General features: G+C 68.8%; 16 protein-coding genes. 7 read left to right on the forward strand and 9 right to left on the reverse strand.

Annotated features, from left to right (window positions below; translation table 11 throughout):
* The first annotated feature begins 5 nt into the window (after positions 1-5).
* On the forward strand, positions 6-854 hold the full coding sequence (locus OG735_RS11530) for a deoxyribonuclease IV (RefSeq protein ID WP_327323053.1): 849 nt from the start codon (positions 6-8) through the stop codon (positions 852-854).
* A 103-nt stretch (positions 855-957) separates the two neighbouring features.
* Positions 958-1,479 (forward strand): DUF4396 domain-containing protein, encoded by a 522-nt coding sequence (locus OG735_RS11535; protein WP_327323054.1) that lies wholly within the window; start codon positions 958-960, stop codon positions 1,477-1,479.
* A 13-nt stretch (positions 1,480-1,492) separates the two neighbouring features.
* Here OG735_RS11535 and OG735_RS11540 read toward each other — a convergent pair whose 3' ends face one another.
* Positions 1,493-2,125: a sulfite oxidase-like oxidoreductase gene (locus OG735_RS11540; protein ID WP_327323055.1), complete on the reverse strand. Its 633-nt coding sequence runs from the start codon at positions 2,123-2,125 to the stop codon at positions 1,493-1,495.
* A gap of 159 nt (positions 2,126-2,284) precedes the next feature.
* Between OG735_RS11540 and bfr the strand changes: the two genes are divergently transcribed.
* A complete protein-coding gene (gene bfr / locus OG735_RS11545; RefSeq protein ID WP_327323056.1) occupies positions 2,285-2,764 on the forward strand; it encodes a bacterioferritin in 480 nt (159 codons plus the stop codon).
* Positions 2,765-2,778: 14 nt separating this feature from the next.
* On the opposite strand, the gene OG735_RS11550 is transcribed toward bfr, so the two are convergent.
* A complete protein-coding gene (locus OG735_RS11550) occupies positions 2,779-3,018 on the reverse strand; it encodes a (2Fe-2S)-binding protein (RefSeq protein WP_327323057.1) in 240 nt (79 codons plus the stop codon).
* 153 nt (positions 3,019-3,171) lie between these two features.
* Entirely contained in the window at positions 3,172-4,524 is a 1,353-nt protein-coding gene (locus tag OG735_RS11555; protein WP_327323058.1) for a class II 3-deoxy-7-phosphoheptulonate synthase, read from the reverse strand.
* A gap of 174 nt (positions 4,525-4,698) precedes the next feature.
* Here OG735_RS11555 and OG735_RS41905 point away from each other — a divergent pair, with 174 nt between their 5' ends.
* Together OG735_RS41905 and OG735_RS11560 are read left to right on the forward strand one after the other, a co-directional pair.
* A complete protein-coding gene (locus OG735_RS41905; protein ID WP_351454571.1) occupies positions 4,699-4,755 on the forward strand; it encodes a trp operon leader peptide in 57 nt (18 codons plus the stop codon).
* 103 nt (positions 4,756-4,858) lie between these two features.
* On the forward strand, positions 4,859-6,802 hold the full coding sequence (locus tag OG735_RS11560) for an anthranilate synthase family protein (RefSeq protein WP_327323059.1): 1,944 nt from the start codon (positions 4,859-4,861) through the stop codon (positions 6,800-6,802).
* Between the two features lie 127 nt (positions 6,803-6,929).
* Here OG735_RS11560 and OG735_RS11565 read toward each other — a convergent pair whose 3' ends face one another.
* From OG735_RS11565 to OG735_RS11580, 4 genes are all read right to left on the reverse strand, one after another.
* Positions 6,930-7,958 (reverse strand): 6-phosphofructokinase, encoded by a 1,029-nt coding sequence (locus OG735_RS11565; protein ID WP_327323060.1) that lies wholly within the window; start codon positions 7,956-7,958, stop codon positions 6,930-6,932.
* 144 nt (positions 7,959-8,102) lie between these two features.
* Positions 8,103-8,750, reverse strand: a complete 648-nt coding sequence (locus OG735_RS11570; RefSeq protein WP_327328281.1) for a response regulator transcription factor — start codon at positions 8,748-8,750, stop codon at positions 8,103-8,105.
* A 71-nt stretch (positions 8,751-8,821) separates the two neighbouring features.
* Positions 8,822-10,033, reverse strand: coding sequence for a MacS family sensor histidine kinase (macS, locus tag OG735_RS11575; protein WP_327323061.1), 1,212 nt, complete (start codon positions 10,031-10,033; stop codon positions 8,822-8,824).
* Positions 10,034-10,062: 29 nt separating this feature from the next.
* Entirely contained in the window at positions 10,063-10,824 is a 762-nt protein-coding gene (locus OG735_RS11580; RefSeq protein WP_327323062.1) for a lysophospholipid acyltransferase family protein, read from the reverse strand.
* 203 nt (positions 10,825-11,027) lie between these two features.
* On the opposite strand from OG735_RS11580, the gene OG735_RS11585 reads away from it, so the two are divergent.
* Both OG735_RS11585 and OG735_RS11590 read left to right on the forward strand, forming a co-directional pair.
* The gene (locus tag OG735_RS11585; RefSeq protein WP_327323063.1) at positions 11,028-11,807 is read left to right on the forward strand and encodes an alpha/beta hydrolase; all 780 of its coding nucleotides are present in this window, start codon (positions 11,028-11,030) and stop codon (positions 11,805-11,807) included.
* Positions 11,800-12,378: a hypothetical protein gene (locus OG735_RS11590; protein WP_327323064.1), complete on the forward strand. Its 579-nt coding sequence runs from the start codon at positions 11,800-11,802 to the stop codon at positions 12,376-12,378. The genes OG735_RS11585 and OG735_RS11590 overlap by 8 nt, the downstream gene beginning before the upstream one ends.
* 82 nt (positions 12,379-12,460) lie before the next feature.
* On the opposite strand, the gene OG735_RS11595 is transcribed toward OG735_RS11590, so the two are convergent.
* On the reverse strand, positions 12,461-13,228 hold the full coding sequence (locus OG735_RS11595; protein WP_327323065.1) for an endonuclease/exonuclease/phosphatase family protein: 768 nt from the start codon (positions 13,226-13,228) through the stop codon (positions 12,461-12,463).
* 126 nt (positions 13,229-13,354) lie between these two features.
* Positions 13,355-14,296, reverse strand: a complete 942-nt coding sequence (locus OG735_RS11600; protein WP_327323066.1) for an ROK family glucokinase — start codon at positions 14,294-14,296, stop codon at positions 13,355-13,357.
* Positions 14,297-14,322 lie beyond the last annotated feature (26 nt).

Below are 14,322 nucleotides of genomic sequence, written 5' to 3' on the forward strand. Positions count from 1 at the left end.
TTCTGATGCGCAACCCCGTCGGCGGCCATGTCCCCGTGGCCGGCGGGCTCGCCACGATCGGTCTCGGTTACGCCCGTGAGCTGGAGGCGGAGACCGTCCAGGTCTTCGTCGCCAATCCGCGCGGCTGGGCGACACCCACCGGAAACCCGGCGCAGGACGAGCAGTTCCGCGCCGAGTGCGCGGCCGAGGGGATCTCGGCGTACGTCCATGCGCCGTATCTGATCAACTTCGGCTCGCACACCGAGGCGACCGTCGAGAAGTCCGTGGAATCCCTGCGGCACTCGCTGCGCCGGGGCCGGGAGATCGGCGCGCTGGGTGTGGTGGTGCACACCGGCTCGGCGACCGGCGGCCGCTCCCGCGAGGTGGCGCTGGCGCAGGTACGGGAGCGGATGCTGCCGCTGCTCGATGAGCTGACACACGACGACGACCCGTTCCTGCTGCTGGAATCAACGGCAGGACAGGGTTCCTCGCTCTGCTCGAGAACCTGGGACTTCGGCCCGTACTTCGAGGCGCTGGACTCTCATCCCAAGCTGGGCGTCTGCCTGGACACCTGCCACATCTTCGCGGCGGGACACGATCTGACCGGCCCGCACGGGATGGCGCAGACTCTGGATCTGCTGGTGGACACCGTCGGCGAGGGGCGACTGAAGCTGATCCACGCCAATGACTCCAAGGATGTGGCCGGCGCCCACAAGGACCGCCACGAGAACATTGGCTCGGGCCATATCGGCGAGGAGCCGTTCCGGGAGCTGATGCTGCACCCGTCGACCGAGGGCATACCGCTGATCATCGAGACGCCCGGGGGCAAGGAGGGGCACGCGGCGGATGTGGTGCGGCTGAAGAAACTGCGCTGAGAAACTCCGCTGAGAGATCTCCATCCAGGAATACCCCCTAGGGGTATGTGGTTGTCGCTGTCGACAGGAACCAGGAACCGCTATCTGGCTTTGGGGGCTTCTCATGCAGCGCGACACCCACACCGGACACGCTCACCACACAGAGCACGCTCACCACGCCCATGAAGAGCACGCCCACGGCATCGGCACGGTCAGCTGGTCCATGGCAGCTCAGGCGACTCTCCACTGCCTCACCGGCTGCGCCATCGGCGAGGTCCTGGGCATGGTGCTGGGCACCGCGTTCGGCTGGGGCAATGTGCCGACGATGATCCTGGCGATCGTGCTGGCGTTCTTCTTCGGCTACTCACTCACGCTGCGCGGCGTCCTCAAGGCCGGCGTCGGCTTCAGCACCGCGGTCCGGGTCGCACTGGCCGCCGACACCCTGTCCATCGCCGTGATGGAGCTGATCGACAACGGCGTGATCGCGCTCTGGCCGGACGCCATGGACGCACAGCTCTCGGACACGCTGTTCTGGGGCGCCCTCGCCGCCTCGCTCGTCCTCGCCTTCGTGGTCACCACACCCGTCAACAAGTGGATGATCGGCCGCGGCAAGGGCCACGCGGTGGTCCACCAGTACCACCACTGACCCGCACCAGGACTCAGAGCTCGGGGCCGTGCCCGGGCTCTTCCTGGTACGAGTAGCGTTGCTCGCGCCACGGATCGCCGAGATTGTGATAGCCGCGCTCCTCCCAGAAGCCACGGCGATCGGCGGTCATGTACTCCACACCCCGGACCCACTTGGGCCCTTTCCAGGCATAGAGATGCGGGACGACCAGCCGCAGCGGAAAGCCGTGCTCGGCGGTGAGCAGCTCACCGTCCTTGTGGGTCGCGAAGATCGCGCGCTCCGAGACAAAGTCGGAGAGCCGGAGATTGGCGCTGTATCCGTACTCGGCCCAGACCATGACATGGGTGGCGTTCGGCGCCGGCGGCGCGAAGTCCATGAGCGTACGGGCGGACACCCCGCCCCATTCGGACCCCAGCATGCTGAACTTTGTCACGCAGTGCAGATCGGCGACGACGGTGGAGAAGGGCAGCGCCGAGAACTCCTCGTGGTTCCAGCAGTGTTTGTCGCCGTCCGCCGTGGCGCCGAAGACCCTGAACTCCCAGCGGTCCGGCTTGAACTTGGGTACGGGGCCATAGTGAGTGACCGGCCAGCCACGCTGCAGTCGCTGCCCCGGCGGAAGCTCGGACTCCTCTGATGCGCGGTATTCCCGGCTCTCCGGCTGACCCATGCCTTCAATGGTGACAGACCGGGAAGGGTGGTCATGACCAGGTCCGAACCGATTCGGGCAACTCACACTAAGCGTGTACTTACTGGACGCTCCTCGACCGCGGTGCGAAGATTCGCGCACCTGCCCCAGTAGTCATTACGCGCGGAAGGAGCCTCTGCGATGCAGGGCGACCACGAGGTCATCGAGTTCCTCAATGAGCAGCTGACCGCCGAATTGACCGCAATCAATCAGTACTTCCTGCATGCGAAGATGCAGGAGAACTTCGGCTGGACGAAGCTCGCCAAGTACACCCGGTCAGAGTCGTTCGACGAGATGCGGCACGCGGAAGTACTGACCGACCGGATCCTCTTCCTCGACGGCCTGCCGAACTACCAGCGCCTCTTCCATGTGCGCGTCGGCCAGACGGTCACCGAGATGTTCCAGGCCGACCGGCAGGTCGAGGTGGAGGCGATCGACCGCCTCAAACGCGGCATCGAGGTCATGCGCGGCAAGGGTGACATCACGTCGGCGAACATCTTCGAGTCGATCCTGGCGGACGAGGAGCATCACATCGACTATCTCGACACCCAGCTGGAGCTGGTCGAGAAGCTCGGTGAAGCGCTCTACATCGCCCAGCTGATCGAGCAGCCGGAGAGCTGAGTCGCCCCGTAGGACTAGGCAGCCTCGCTGAGCTCTGGGTCCACAGCGAGTACGGCGGCGGAGTCGCCCTGTTCGAGCAGCTCTCGGCGGGGGCATGCGCCCCGGCCGAGAATCCCCTGGATCCGGCGTACGCACGATCCGCAGTCGGTGCCGGCCTTGGAGACCGACGCAATCTGGCGGGGGGTGCAGGCACCGCCTTCCGCGTGCTCCTTGACCTGCTTCTCGGTGATGCCGAAGCATGAGCAGACGTACACGGCGGTTCACCTCCCCGGTCGGGATCGCTGGCGCCTTCCCGATGATCGGTGAGGCTAACCTAACCTTACCCGCCGAGCCTGCTGCGCAAAAGTCCCGAATACGAGTGTGGGGCGCGGATCACATCGATCCGCGCCCCACACTCGTACATCGGACTACTGGTCCCGGTACATCTCGGCGACCAGGAAGGCCAGGTCCAGGGACTGGCTGCGGTTCAGCCGCGGGTCGCAGGCCGTCTCGTACCGCTGGTGGAGATCGTCGACGAAGATCTCGTCGCCGCCGCCCACGCACTCGGTGACATCGTCACCGGTGAGCTCGACATGGATGCCGCCCGGGTGCGTGCCGAGCGCCTTGTGGACCTCGAAGAAGCCCTTGACCTCGTCGAGCACATCGTCGAATCGGCGGGTCTTGTGGCCCGAGGCCGCCTCGAAGGTGTTGCCGTGCATCGGGTCGGTCACCCACGCCACGGTGGCACCGGAGGCCGTGACCTTCTCAACCAGCTCGGGGAGCTTGTCGCGGACCTTGTCGGCGCCCATACGGACGACAAAGGTCAGCCGGCCCGGCTCGCGCTCGGGGTCGAGCTTGTCGATGTACTGCAGCGCCTCGTCGACCGTGGTCGTCGGGCCGAGCTTCACACCGATCGGATTGCGGATCTGCGAGGCGAACTCGATGTGCGCCCCGTCCAGCTGGCGGGTGCGCTCGCCGATCCAGACCATATGGCCGGAGGTGTTGTACAGCTGGCCGGTCCGCGAGTCGGTGCGGGTCAGCGCGCCCTCGTAGTCGAGCAGCAGCGCCTCGTGGGAGGCGTAGAACTCGACCGTACGGAACTCCGCCGGGTCCGTGCCGCATGCCTTCATGAAGTTGAGCGCGTTGTCGATCTCCCGCGCGAGCTGCTCGTAGCGCTGCCCGGAGGGGGACGACTTCACGAAGTCCTGGTTCCAGGCGTGCACCTGCCGCAGGTCGGCGTAACCGCCGGTGGTGAAGGCGCGCACCAGGTTGAGCGTCGCGGAGGAGGCGTTGTACATCCGCTTGAGCCGCTCGGGGTCCGGGATGCGGGCCGCCTCGGTGAACTCGAAGCCGTTGACGGAATCGCCCCGGTAGGTCGGGAGCGTCACGCCGTCGCGGGTCTCGGTCGGCTTGGAGCGCGGCTTGGAGTACTGGCCGGCGATCCGGCCGACCTTCACCACCGGGACGGACGCGGCGTAGGTGAGCACCGCGCCCATCTGGAGGAGGGTCTTGAGCTTGTTGCGGATCTGGTCGGCGGAGACCGCGTCGAAGGCCTCGGCGCAGTCGCCGCCCTGCAGCAGGAACGCCTCGCCCTTGGCAACGGCTCCCAGTCGGGCGCGCAGCTGGTCGCACTCGCCCGCGAAGACGAGCGGCGGATACGCCTCGAGGTCCGCGATCACATCGCGCAGAGCCTCGGCATCGGGGTACTCGGGCTGCTGCGCCGCGGGAAGGTCTCGCCAGGTGTTGCCACCGGCAGTGGTGGTCTTAGCGTTCACGGTCACGCCGTCAACATTACGGGGTCTCTGCGGACGTACCCCCGACCGCCCACCAAATGAGACAGGAGTGGACTCGGAGGCGCACCCCTGTCCGTACCGAGACTGCTGTCCGTACCGAATCCGACCGGATCCGTCACCTCGGCACGGTTCGGCGCGGCGCGATGCGTTATGGTCGGCGTCATGTTCGCGCAACCGACTCAGAACTGGTGGTGGACCGCTCATCCGGCGGCCCACTGACTGCGCGTACACCCAATCGCGGAGGCCGCCCGAGGGGCGGCCTTCAGTGTTTCCCGGGTCCCGGGACAGCGGCCGTTCCTCCCACCCGGAAGGAACACGACGCATGCTCATCAGCCGACTGCTGGACGACGACTGCCCGCCCTTCGCCCTGCTGCGCAGACGCACCCCCGGCCACGACCACGACACCGTCGAGGTTCTGATCGGCACCGTTCACGAGGCCGAACGGCTCGCCGACATCCCGGTCGGCGACCGCCCCTCGCTCGCCCTGATCCCGTTCCGCCAGATCAGGGAACGCGGCTTCGACGTACGCGACGACGGGACGCCACTGACCGTGCTCGTCGCCGACGAGAGCCATGAGCTCCCGCTCGCCGAAGCCCTGGAGAGACTGCCCGCGCACGACGTACGGGTCGAGGGCGGGGCCTTCGACGTCGACGACGAGGAGTACGCGGGCATCGTCCGGCGGGTCATCGAGGACGAGATCGGACAGGGCGAGGGCGCGAACTTCGTCATCCGCCGTACGTACACCGGCAGGATCCCGGACTTCGGCCGGGCCGACGCGCTGGCCCTGTTCCGGCGGCTGCTGGCCGGCGAGCGCGGTGCGTACTGGACCTTTGTCGTGCACACGGGAAACAGGGGGCCCGAAGGGCCTTCTTCGGAAGGGCGGCGGCGGGAGACGGGTGGGCGCACCCTGGTCGGAGCCTCCCCCGAGGTCCATGTCCGGATGAGCGGCGGCACCGTCGTGATGAATCCGATCAGCGGGACGTACCGCTATCCGCCCGAGGGCCCGACCCCCGAGGCGCTGCTCGGCTTCCTGGACGACCGCAAGGAGCGCGAGGAGCTCTCCATGGTCGTCGACGAGGAGCTGAAGATGATGTGCACCGTCGGCGACATGGGCGGTGTCGTCGTCGGGCCCCGGCTCAAGGAGATGGCTCATCTCGCGCACACCGAATACGAGTTGAGGGGCAAGAGCTCCCTGGATGTACGGGACGTACTGCGGGAGACCATGTTCGCGGCGACGGTGACAGGATCGCCGGTGCAGAACGCCTGCCGGGTCATCGAGCGGCACGAGGTGGGCGGGCGCGGCTACTACGCGGGCGCCCTGGCGCTGATCGGCAAGAACGCGGGTGGCGGGGAAGGACAGGGCGGCGCGCAGACCCTCGACTCCCCCATTCTGATCCGTACCGCCGACATCGACGCCGAAGGATTCCTGCGGGTACCGGTCGGGGCGACCCTCGTCCGGCACTCCGACCCGGCGGGCGAAGTCGCCGAGACGCATGCCAAGGCGGCCGGTGTACTGGCCGCGCTGGGGGTGCGTCCCGGGCGGCCCGAGGAGCTCGCCGAGCGCCCGAAGCTCGCCGACGACCCGCGGGTGCGGGCCGCCCTGGACGCCCGCCGCGCCGACCTCGCGCCCTTCTGGCTGCGGATGCAGGAGCGCAGCGCCCAGTTGACCGGCCACGCCCTGGTCGTCGACGGCGAGGACACCTTCACCGCGATGCTGGCGCATCTGCTGCGCTCCACCGGCCTGGAGGTGACGGTGCGTCGGTACGACGAGGCGGGCCTGCGGGAATCGGCACTGTCGCACACGGGACCGGTGGTGCTGGGTCCGGGGCCGGGCAATCCGGCCGACGGGGGCGATCCGAAGATGCGCTTCCTGCGCTCGCTCGCAGCGGATCTGCTGCGCGATCACCGCCACGGTCTGCTGGGCGTCTGCCTGGGCCATGAGCTGATGGCGGCCGAGCTCGGCCTGGAGATCGTACGCAAGGACGCGCCGTACCAGGGGGCGCAGGAGCGGATCGACTTCTTCGGGCGTGCGGAGACGGTGGGCTTCTACAACAGCTTCACGGCGCGCTGCGACGACGCGGCGGCGGTGGAGCTGGAGGCGCACGGGGTCGAGGTGGCCCGCGATCCCCTCTCGGCGGAGGTACACGCCCTGCGGGGCACAGGCTTCGCGGGTATCCAGTTCCATCCGGAGTCCGTACTGACGATGCGGGGCCCGGAGGTGATCCACGGCCTCCTCGCCTCAACCTCGCGGGTCGGCCGGGCCTGATTTGCCCCACCCCGCGTGTCCTCAATCGCCGGACGGGCTGACTTTGTCAGCCTCGCCGGCGATTGAGGCGCGGGGTCCGGGGCGGAGCCCCGGTTACGGGAGGGGGCGGGTAGGGGAACAGCAACCGTCAGCCGAAGAAGACCCCGACCTCCTCGTACAGCTTCGGGTCGACCGTCTTCAGCTTGGCTGTGGCCTCCGCGATCGGTACCCGCACGATGTCCGTGCCCTGCAGCGCGACCATCTTGCCGAAGTCCCCGTCCCGCACCGCGTCGATCGCGTGCAGACCGAAGCGGGTGGCCAGCCAGCGGTCGAAGGCGCTCGGGGTGCCGCCGCGCTGGACATGGCCGAGGACGGTGGTGCGGGCCTCCTTGCCGGTACGCCGCTCGATCTCCTTGGCCAGCCACTCGCCGACGCCGGAGAGCCGGACATGGCCGAAGGAGTCGAGCGAGCCGTCCTTGAGGACCGCCTCGCCGTCCTTGGGCATGGCGCCCTCGGCGACCACGACGATCGGGGCGTAACTGGCCTTGAAACGCGAGTTCACCCAGGCGCAGACCTGGTCGACGTCGAAGCGCTGCTCCGGAATGAGGATGACATTGGCGCCGCCGGCCAGACCGGAGTGGAGCGCGATCCAGCCCGCGTGCCGCCCCATCACCTCGACGACCAGGACGCGCATATGTGATTCGGCGGTGGTGTGGAGCCGGTCGATCGCCTCGGTCGCGATGCCGACCGCCGTGTCGAAGCCGAAGGTGTAGTCGGTGGCGGACAGGTCGTTGTCGATGGTCTTGGGCACGCCGACGCAGTTGATGCCGTACTCGTCGTGGAGCCTCGCGGCGACGCCGAGGGTGTCCTCGCCGCCGATCGCGATCAGCGCGTCCACCTCACTCTTGGCGAGGTTGTCCTTGATCCGGCGGATGCCGTTCTCCGACTTGAGGGGGTTGGTGCGCGAAGAGCCGAGGATGGTGCCGCCGCGGGGCAGAATGCCGCGTACGGCCGGGATGTCGAGTGGAACCGTGTCGCCTTCGAGGGGCCCGCGCCAGCCGTCGCGATAGCCGACGAATTCGTACGCGTACTCCTGCACGCCCTTGCGGACGGCGCCACGGATGACCGCGTTGAGCCCGGGGCAGTCGCCGCCCCCGGTCAGTACTCCGACGCGCATGGAAACTTCCCTTCGCCTGGTGAGCCTTAGGACCGCCACGCTAATGGTGACGCAGGTCACTACGGGATGGGACGAAGGGTCAATTCCTGTGCGCCACGTGGAGGTTGAAGTCCGGCTTTCACTCGTACGAGTAGGGGGCGGGGGTTACGCGTCGTCGAGGCCCCGCTCGATGGCGTACCGCACGAGCTCCACGCGGTTGTGCAACTGGAGCTTGCCGAGGGTGTTCTGGACGTGGTTCTGGACGGTGCGGTGCGAGATGACCAGACGCTCGGCGATCTGCTTGTACGAGAGCCCCTTGGCGACCAGTCGCAGCACCTCGGTCTCGCGCTCGGTCAGCTGCGGGGCCTTCGGCTCGTCGGCGCCGGACGCGGGTACGGGTTCGGAGGCGAGCCTGCGGTACTCACCGAGCACGAGGCCCGCGAGGCCCGGCGTGAAGACCGGATCGCCGACGGCGGTGCGCCGCACTGCGTCCGTCAGCTCGTCCGTGCTGGCCGACTTGAGCAGATATCCGGTGGCGCCGGACTTCACCGCTTCCAGTACGTCGCCGTGCTCACCGCTCGCGGAGAGGACCAGGACCCGCAGGGCGGGGCGGGAGCCGACGAGTTCCTTGCAGACCTGGACGCCCGGCATCCCGGGCAGATTGAGGTCGAGGACGAGAACATCGGGCGCGACGGCCTTGGCACGGCGCACCGCCTGCGGCCCGTCGCCCGCCGTCGCCACCACGTCGAACCCGGCCGCGGCAAGGTCGCGGGCGACCGCGTCCCGCCACATCGGGTGGTCGTCGACGACCATCACCCTGATCGTCTGCCGGTCCGTCTGCGGGTCCGTCTGCGGGTCCGTCCTGCCGCCCACCTGCTGGTTCGTCATTTCCCTGCCTTCCCCCGTGGAACCTTCAATTCGACTTCTGTGCCCTGGCCCGGCACCGAGATCAGCTCGGCCCTGCCGCCCAGATCCCGCAGCCGCCCGCGGATCGAGAGCGCGACACCGAGCCGCCCCTCCCCCTCGGCCTGCGCGAGCCTGCCCTCCGGGATGCCCGGGCCGTCGTCCCGTACCGTCACGATCACTTCTTCCGGCCAGTCCTCGACCAGGATCCAGGCCCGGGCTTCCTCGCCCGCATGTCTGCGGACATTGTCCAGTGCGGCACTGACAGCGGCCGCGAGCTCCGCCGCCGCGCCGGCCGGCAGCAGCACCGGGGCGCCCGGCTCCGAGAAGGTCACCTTCGACCCGGCGTGCCGGGCGAGCAGCGAGCGCAGATCGCGCAGTTCGGGCCCGTCGGGCGGATCGTCGTCGACGTCGACGGTACGGACCAGGGCACCGAGCGAGAAGTCCTCGGAGACGCGCGTGGCGGGCACCAGACCGCTGGAGACCAGGGTGCGCAGGGCGACCTCCTGCTCCCCGGCCATTCTGCCCAGCTCTGCGGCCTCGCCGCCCAGTGCCGTGCCGCGCCGCTGCACCATCGCCAGCACCTGGAGCACGCCGTCGTGGATGTCGCGGGCCAGCCGTTCCCGCTCGCGGGTCGCGGCCTCGATCTCCAGGGCGCGGGCGAGGGTGAGCTCGGAGGCGCGGGCGACCTCGACGACGTAACCGATGGCGATGGAGGCGACCCAGACCAGCAGGACGTTGTGGAAGGTGTCCCGGCTGGGGTGGCCGCGCTCGACGATATTGGCGACGGCGACGAACGAGGACGCGAAGCCCGCCCAGCGCCAACCGCCCTTGATGGCGAAGGCGAGGACGGATCCCGCGGTCCATATCGTCGGCAGGGTGGGGCCGTCGACGGTCTGTGCCTGGGCGTCGGCGAGCGGCGTGAGCATGATGCCGGTCAGCGCGATGGTGAGGTCGGCGACGAGGAAGCGTTTGGTGCAGCGGGTGGCGTTGGTGACCTTGGGGAGCGTGGCCAGCGTCCAGACGGCCATCACCGCGAGGACGGCGACCGCGACCCAGGGGTGCTCGAACTTACTGCGGGTGAAGACGAAGAGGAGCACCGCGTAGATCATCGTCAGTACGCGGTAGGCGGCGAGCGCACGCCACAGCGGCAGCTCGACCGACATCCGCACGACACGCTCGCGCTTGGCCATTTCCCCCCACCCCCGGACGGACGACGCGGCTACGCGGCCGGGCGTTCCGTCTTCCCTGCCTTGTTCGCCTTCGCCGCCGCCTTCTCGGCCTTCTCCGCCACCGCCTTCTCCTCCGCGAGCTGCCGCTTCGCGGCGGTCGCGTAGATGTCGACGTACTCCTGGCCCGAAAGCTTCATGATCTCGTACATGACCTCGTCGGTCACCGAGCGGAGGATGAAGCGGTCGCTCTCCATGCCGTGGTAGCGGCTGAAGTCGAGCGGTTTGCCGATCCTGATCCCCGGGCGCATCAGCTTGGGTATCACCTTGCCGGGCGGCTGGATCTTCTCGGTGTCGATCATGGCGACCGGGATGACAGGAGCGCCGGTGGCGAGCGCCACGCGCGCGAGGCCGCCCGGCTTGCCGCGGTACAGGCGGCCGTCCGGCGAGCGGGTGCCCTCCGGGTAGATACCGAACAGACCGCCGCCCTCGATGACCTCTGTACCTGCCTTGATCGCCGCCTCACCCGCGCCGCGGGCACCCGAACGGTCCACCGGGAGCTGTCCAACGCCCTTGAAGAAGGCGGCCGTGAGCTTGCCCTTCACGCCCGGCGAGGTGAAGTACTCCGCCTTGGCGATGAAGGTGACCTTGCGGTCCAGGACCGCCGGCAGGAAGAACGAGTCCGAGAAGGACAGGTGGTTGCTCGCGAGGATCGCCGGTCCCTCTGCGGGAATGTTCTCGAGGCCCTCCACCCAAGGCCTGAAGGCAAGCTTCAGCGAGCCCCCGAGGGAAAGCTTCATTGCGCCGTAGATCAACTCGTATGCCTCCTGTGTGCTGTCGAACAGACCTTATCCCGGGGTGGGCCCGTGCTCCCCGCTCTGGGGGTGCCTACGGATCTGGTCGGTGTCAGTCCGGTCGCGTACGGTGAAGTACACCTTCAGACACTCACGCTGTGACCTACCGGGGCTGTCACATCAGCGGCTTCGCCGTGGGCCCCCAACCCCGAAAGGAGACCCCGGTGCCGGTCCTCCCTGGAGCCGAGCCGTTCCGCCACGAAGGCGGAGATGTCGGCGTCCTTCTCTGTCACGGCTTCACAGGTTCCCCGCAGTCGCTGCGTCCCTGGGCCGAGTATCTGGCGGAGCGCGGCCTCACGGTGTCCCTGCCGCTGCTGCCAGGGCACGGCACGCGCTGGCAGGACATGCAGGTCACCGGCTGGCAGGACTGGTACGCGGAGGTGGACCGCGAGCTGCGGGTACTGCAGGAGCGGTGCAGCCAGGTCTTCGTCTTCGGGCTCTCCATGGGCGGGGCGCTCACCCTGCGGCTCGCCGCGAAGCACGGTGACGCGGTCAGTGGAATCGTCGTGGTGAACCCGGCGAACAGGGTGCACGGCCTGTCGGCGTACGCCCTGCCGGTCGCCCGCCACTTCGTGCCTACGACAAAGGGTCTGACGAGCGATATCGCCCTGGCGGGCTCGGAGGAGGTCGGGTACGACCGGGTGCCGCTGCATGCCGCGCACTCCCTGCGGAAGTTCCTCCGGCTGGTCGACGGCGAGCTGCCGCAGGTCACCCAGCCGATGGTGCTGCTGCACAGCCCGCAGGACCATGTGGTGCCGCCCGTCGACTCGGCCCGGATCCTCAGCCGGGTCTCGTCCACGGATGTTTCCGAGATCCTGCTGGAACAGAGCTACCACGTGGCGACGTTGGACCACGATGCGGAGCGGATTTTCGACGAGAGTTACGCGTTCATCGGCCGGCTCGCTCCGAGTGTCGGAAAGAAGGGGAGCACGACCGGTGGCTGAGCAGCACGATGCGGACCGCGAGCCGCAGCCGATAGACGAGGAGGCCGCCTGGGCGGCCATCGTCGCCGGGTACGGCGAGGAGCCGGCAGACCCGCCGGGCGCCAAGCCGTTCAAGTCGGTGGAGGGCCTCGCCAGGCTCGAGGCCGAGGTGAACGAGGCGCCCGACGATCCGGAGGACGAGTCCCCGGAGTCCGAGGCCGGGCCCGGCTCCGATGCGGACAGGCCCGCGCTGGGCAGCTCGATCACCTTCGCGCCCGGTGTCGGCGGCCCGCGCGACTACGGCGTGGCCGAGGCGAAGGACGACGACCTCGACGAGAGCGACGAGGGACACTTCGTACCGCCGGAGCCGCCGCCGCTGCCGGATGCGGATGTCACGGCCAAGTTCGCCTGGCTCGCGGTCGTCGGCGGCCCGGTGCTGATGCTGGTCGCCGTGCTGCTGCAGTGGGACATGACGTGGTGGCTGACCACGGTGTGCGTCGGCGGCTTCCTGGGCGGTTTCGCGACTCTGGTGGCGCGGATGTCGCATGACGACGACGAGGACGACGACCCGGGCCGCGGCGCGGTCGTCTGAATTTCCTTCTGCTGATTCCTTCTGGTTCCTTCTACTTCCTTCTGCCGATTGCTTCTGCTGATCTCTTTCTGCCGGCCACGGTTCAGACGGCATGCGCTCCGACCGCGGGGACGCGCAGCGCCGCCAGCACCGGCAGGTGGTCCGTCGCCGCGCGCAAGTCGGACCCGGTGATGCCCGGGATGTCCAACGGCACTCCGCAGCCCAGCACTTGGACGCCTTCGGTCGCGAGGATCGCGTCGATCCGCTGATGCGGGTCATCGGGTGTCGAGGTGTACTCACCGCCCCATGGCGCGACCGCCCAGCAGTCCTGCAGCTCCGCCGCCAGCCGGCGGAAGCTCCGTCCGGTGGGCCGGTCGTTGAGGTCGCCGGCCACGATCGCGTACGGCACGTCCATCGCCGTCAGCCGGTCCAGCAGCATCCCGGACTGTGCGTAGCGCTCGTCCGTCTGCAGGCTCAGATGACAGCTGAGCAGCCCGATCCGGGCGGCCCCGATCCGTACCACCGCCGTGGCGAAGCCCCGCCGGTGCAGGCCTGGAGTGAGCGGCAGCAGCACATCCTCCGTACGCTCCACGGTCGCGCGCAGCGAGCAGAGCAGCATCGGCCCGGTCGCTGTCGCTCCGCCGGTCAGCATCACAAGGTCACTCTTGGCCGCGAGCCGCGCGGCGTGCTTGCGCCAGCGGAAGAAGCGCGGCGCCTCCTGGATGAACACAAGGTCGGGCCGACAGGCGCGGATCACCCGGGCCAGTGCGTCCTCGTCGTCGCGCATCGAGCGGATGTTGTAGCTGAGTACCCGGATCACGGCCGAACCGTCCGGCTCGGTGCGGGAGTCGGGAAGCGCGGTGATCGCCATATGAGCAAGATACGACGGCGCGGGCCTTTTCCGGGGCTTCGCCCCAGGCCACAGACCTCAATCGCCGGGCGGGCCAAAATTCGGCCGCCCGGCGATTGAGGACAGAAATTCGGCGGTTGAGGACAACTAGCCCTGGCGCGCCAGGTCCGCCGCGCCCACCAGGCCCGCCTTGCCGCCCAGTTGGGCCGCAAGCACCTGAGCGTGCGGGCGCCACTTGCCGCCGATCAGCCAGCGGCGGAAGGACTTGCGGATCGGGTCGAGGACCAGCTCGCCCTCGTCCGAGACGCCGCCGCCCACGATGAACGCCGACGGGTCGAAGAGCGAGGCCAGATCGGCCAGGCCCGCGCCCGCCCAGCGCGCCAGTTCGCGGAAGGAGTCGATCGCGACCGGGTCGCCCTGCCGGGCGGCCGCGCTGACGTGCTTGCCCTCGATGCCTTCGACCGTGCCGTCGCCGAGCCCGAGGAGGACCACGGCGTTCTCCGGAGTGGCGTTGGCGCGCTGCTTGGCGTAGCGGACAAGAGCGCGCCCCGAGGCGTACTGCTCCCAGCAGCCCTGGCTGCCGCAGCCGCACAGCAGACCGTCCGGGACCACCCGGATGTGGCCGAACTCCGCGGCCACGCCGAAATGCCCGCGGCGCAGCTTGTTGCCGATGATGATGCCTCCGCCGAGGCCGGTGCCGAGCGTGATGCAGATGACGTCTTCGTGGCCCTGGCCGGCGCCGAAGCGGTACTCGCCCCAGGCGGCCGCGTTGGCGTCGTTCTCCACGACCACCGGCAGCCCGACGCGCTGCTCGATCTCGTCCTTCAGCGGTTCGTGGCGCCAGTCGATGTTCGGCGCGAACAGGACGGTGGCGCGCTTGTCGTCCACGTATCCGGCGGCGCCGATGCCGACGGCCTCGATGTCGTGCCCCTTGCCGGCCCCTGCGACGGCAGAGGAGATCGCGTCGACGATGCCTTGTGGGGTCGCCGGCGTGGGCACCGTGTGCGTCTCGAGAATGGTGCCCGCTTCGTCGACGACGCCCGCTGCGATCTTCGTACCGCCGATATCGACGCCGATGGTGAGTCCCATGTGTCCCTCAGTTTTCGGTCGAGCCC

The sequence above is a fragment of the Streptomyces sp. NBC_01210 genome (assembly GCF_036010325.1).
In the GTDB taxonomy this organism is placed as follows: domain Bacteria; phylum Actinomycetota; class Actinomycetes; order Streptomycetales; family Streptomycetaceae; genus Streptomyces.

Coding starts and splice junctions, on each gene's coding strand:
- OG735_RS11570 (WP_327328281.1), bottom strand. CDS start 8,750: ATGGTCGTCGACGACCACCCGATGTGGCGGGACGCGGTCGCCCGCGAC.
- OG735_RS11560 (WP_327323059.1), top strand. CDS start 4,859: ATGCTCATCAGCCGACTGCTGGACGACGACTGCCCGCCCTTCGCCCTG.
- OG735_RS11600 (WP_327323066.1), bottom strand. CDS start 14,296: ATGGGACTCACCATCGGCGTCGATATCGGCGGTACGAAGATCGCAGCG.
- OG735_RS11535 (WP_327323054.1), top strand. CDS start 958: ATGCAGCGCGACACCCACACCGGACACGCTCACCACACAGAGCACGCT.
- OG735_RS11565 (WP_327323060.1), bottom strand. CDS start 7,958: ATGCGCGTCGGAGTACTGACCGGGGGCGGCGACTGCCCCGGGCTCAAC.
- bfr (WP_327323056.1), top strand. CDS start 2,285: ATGCAGGGCGACCACGAGGTCATCGAGTTCCTCAATGAGCAGCTGACC.
- macS (WP_327323061.1), bottom strand. CDS start 10,033: ATGGCCAAGCGCGAGCGTGTCGTGCGGATGTCGGTCGAGCTGCCGCTG.
- OG735_RS11595 (WP_327323065.1), bottom strand. CDS start 13,228: ATGGCGATCACCGCGCTTCCCGACTCCCGCACCGAGCCGGACGGTTCG.
- OG735_RS11530 (WP_327323053.1), top strand. CDS start 6: ATGCGCAACCCCGTCGGCGGCCATGTCCCCGTGGCCGGCGGGCTCGCC.
- OG735_RS11540 (WP_327323055.1), bottom strand. CDS start 2,125: ATGGGTCAGCCGGAGAGCCGGGAATACCGCGCATCAGAGGAGTCCGAG.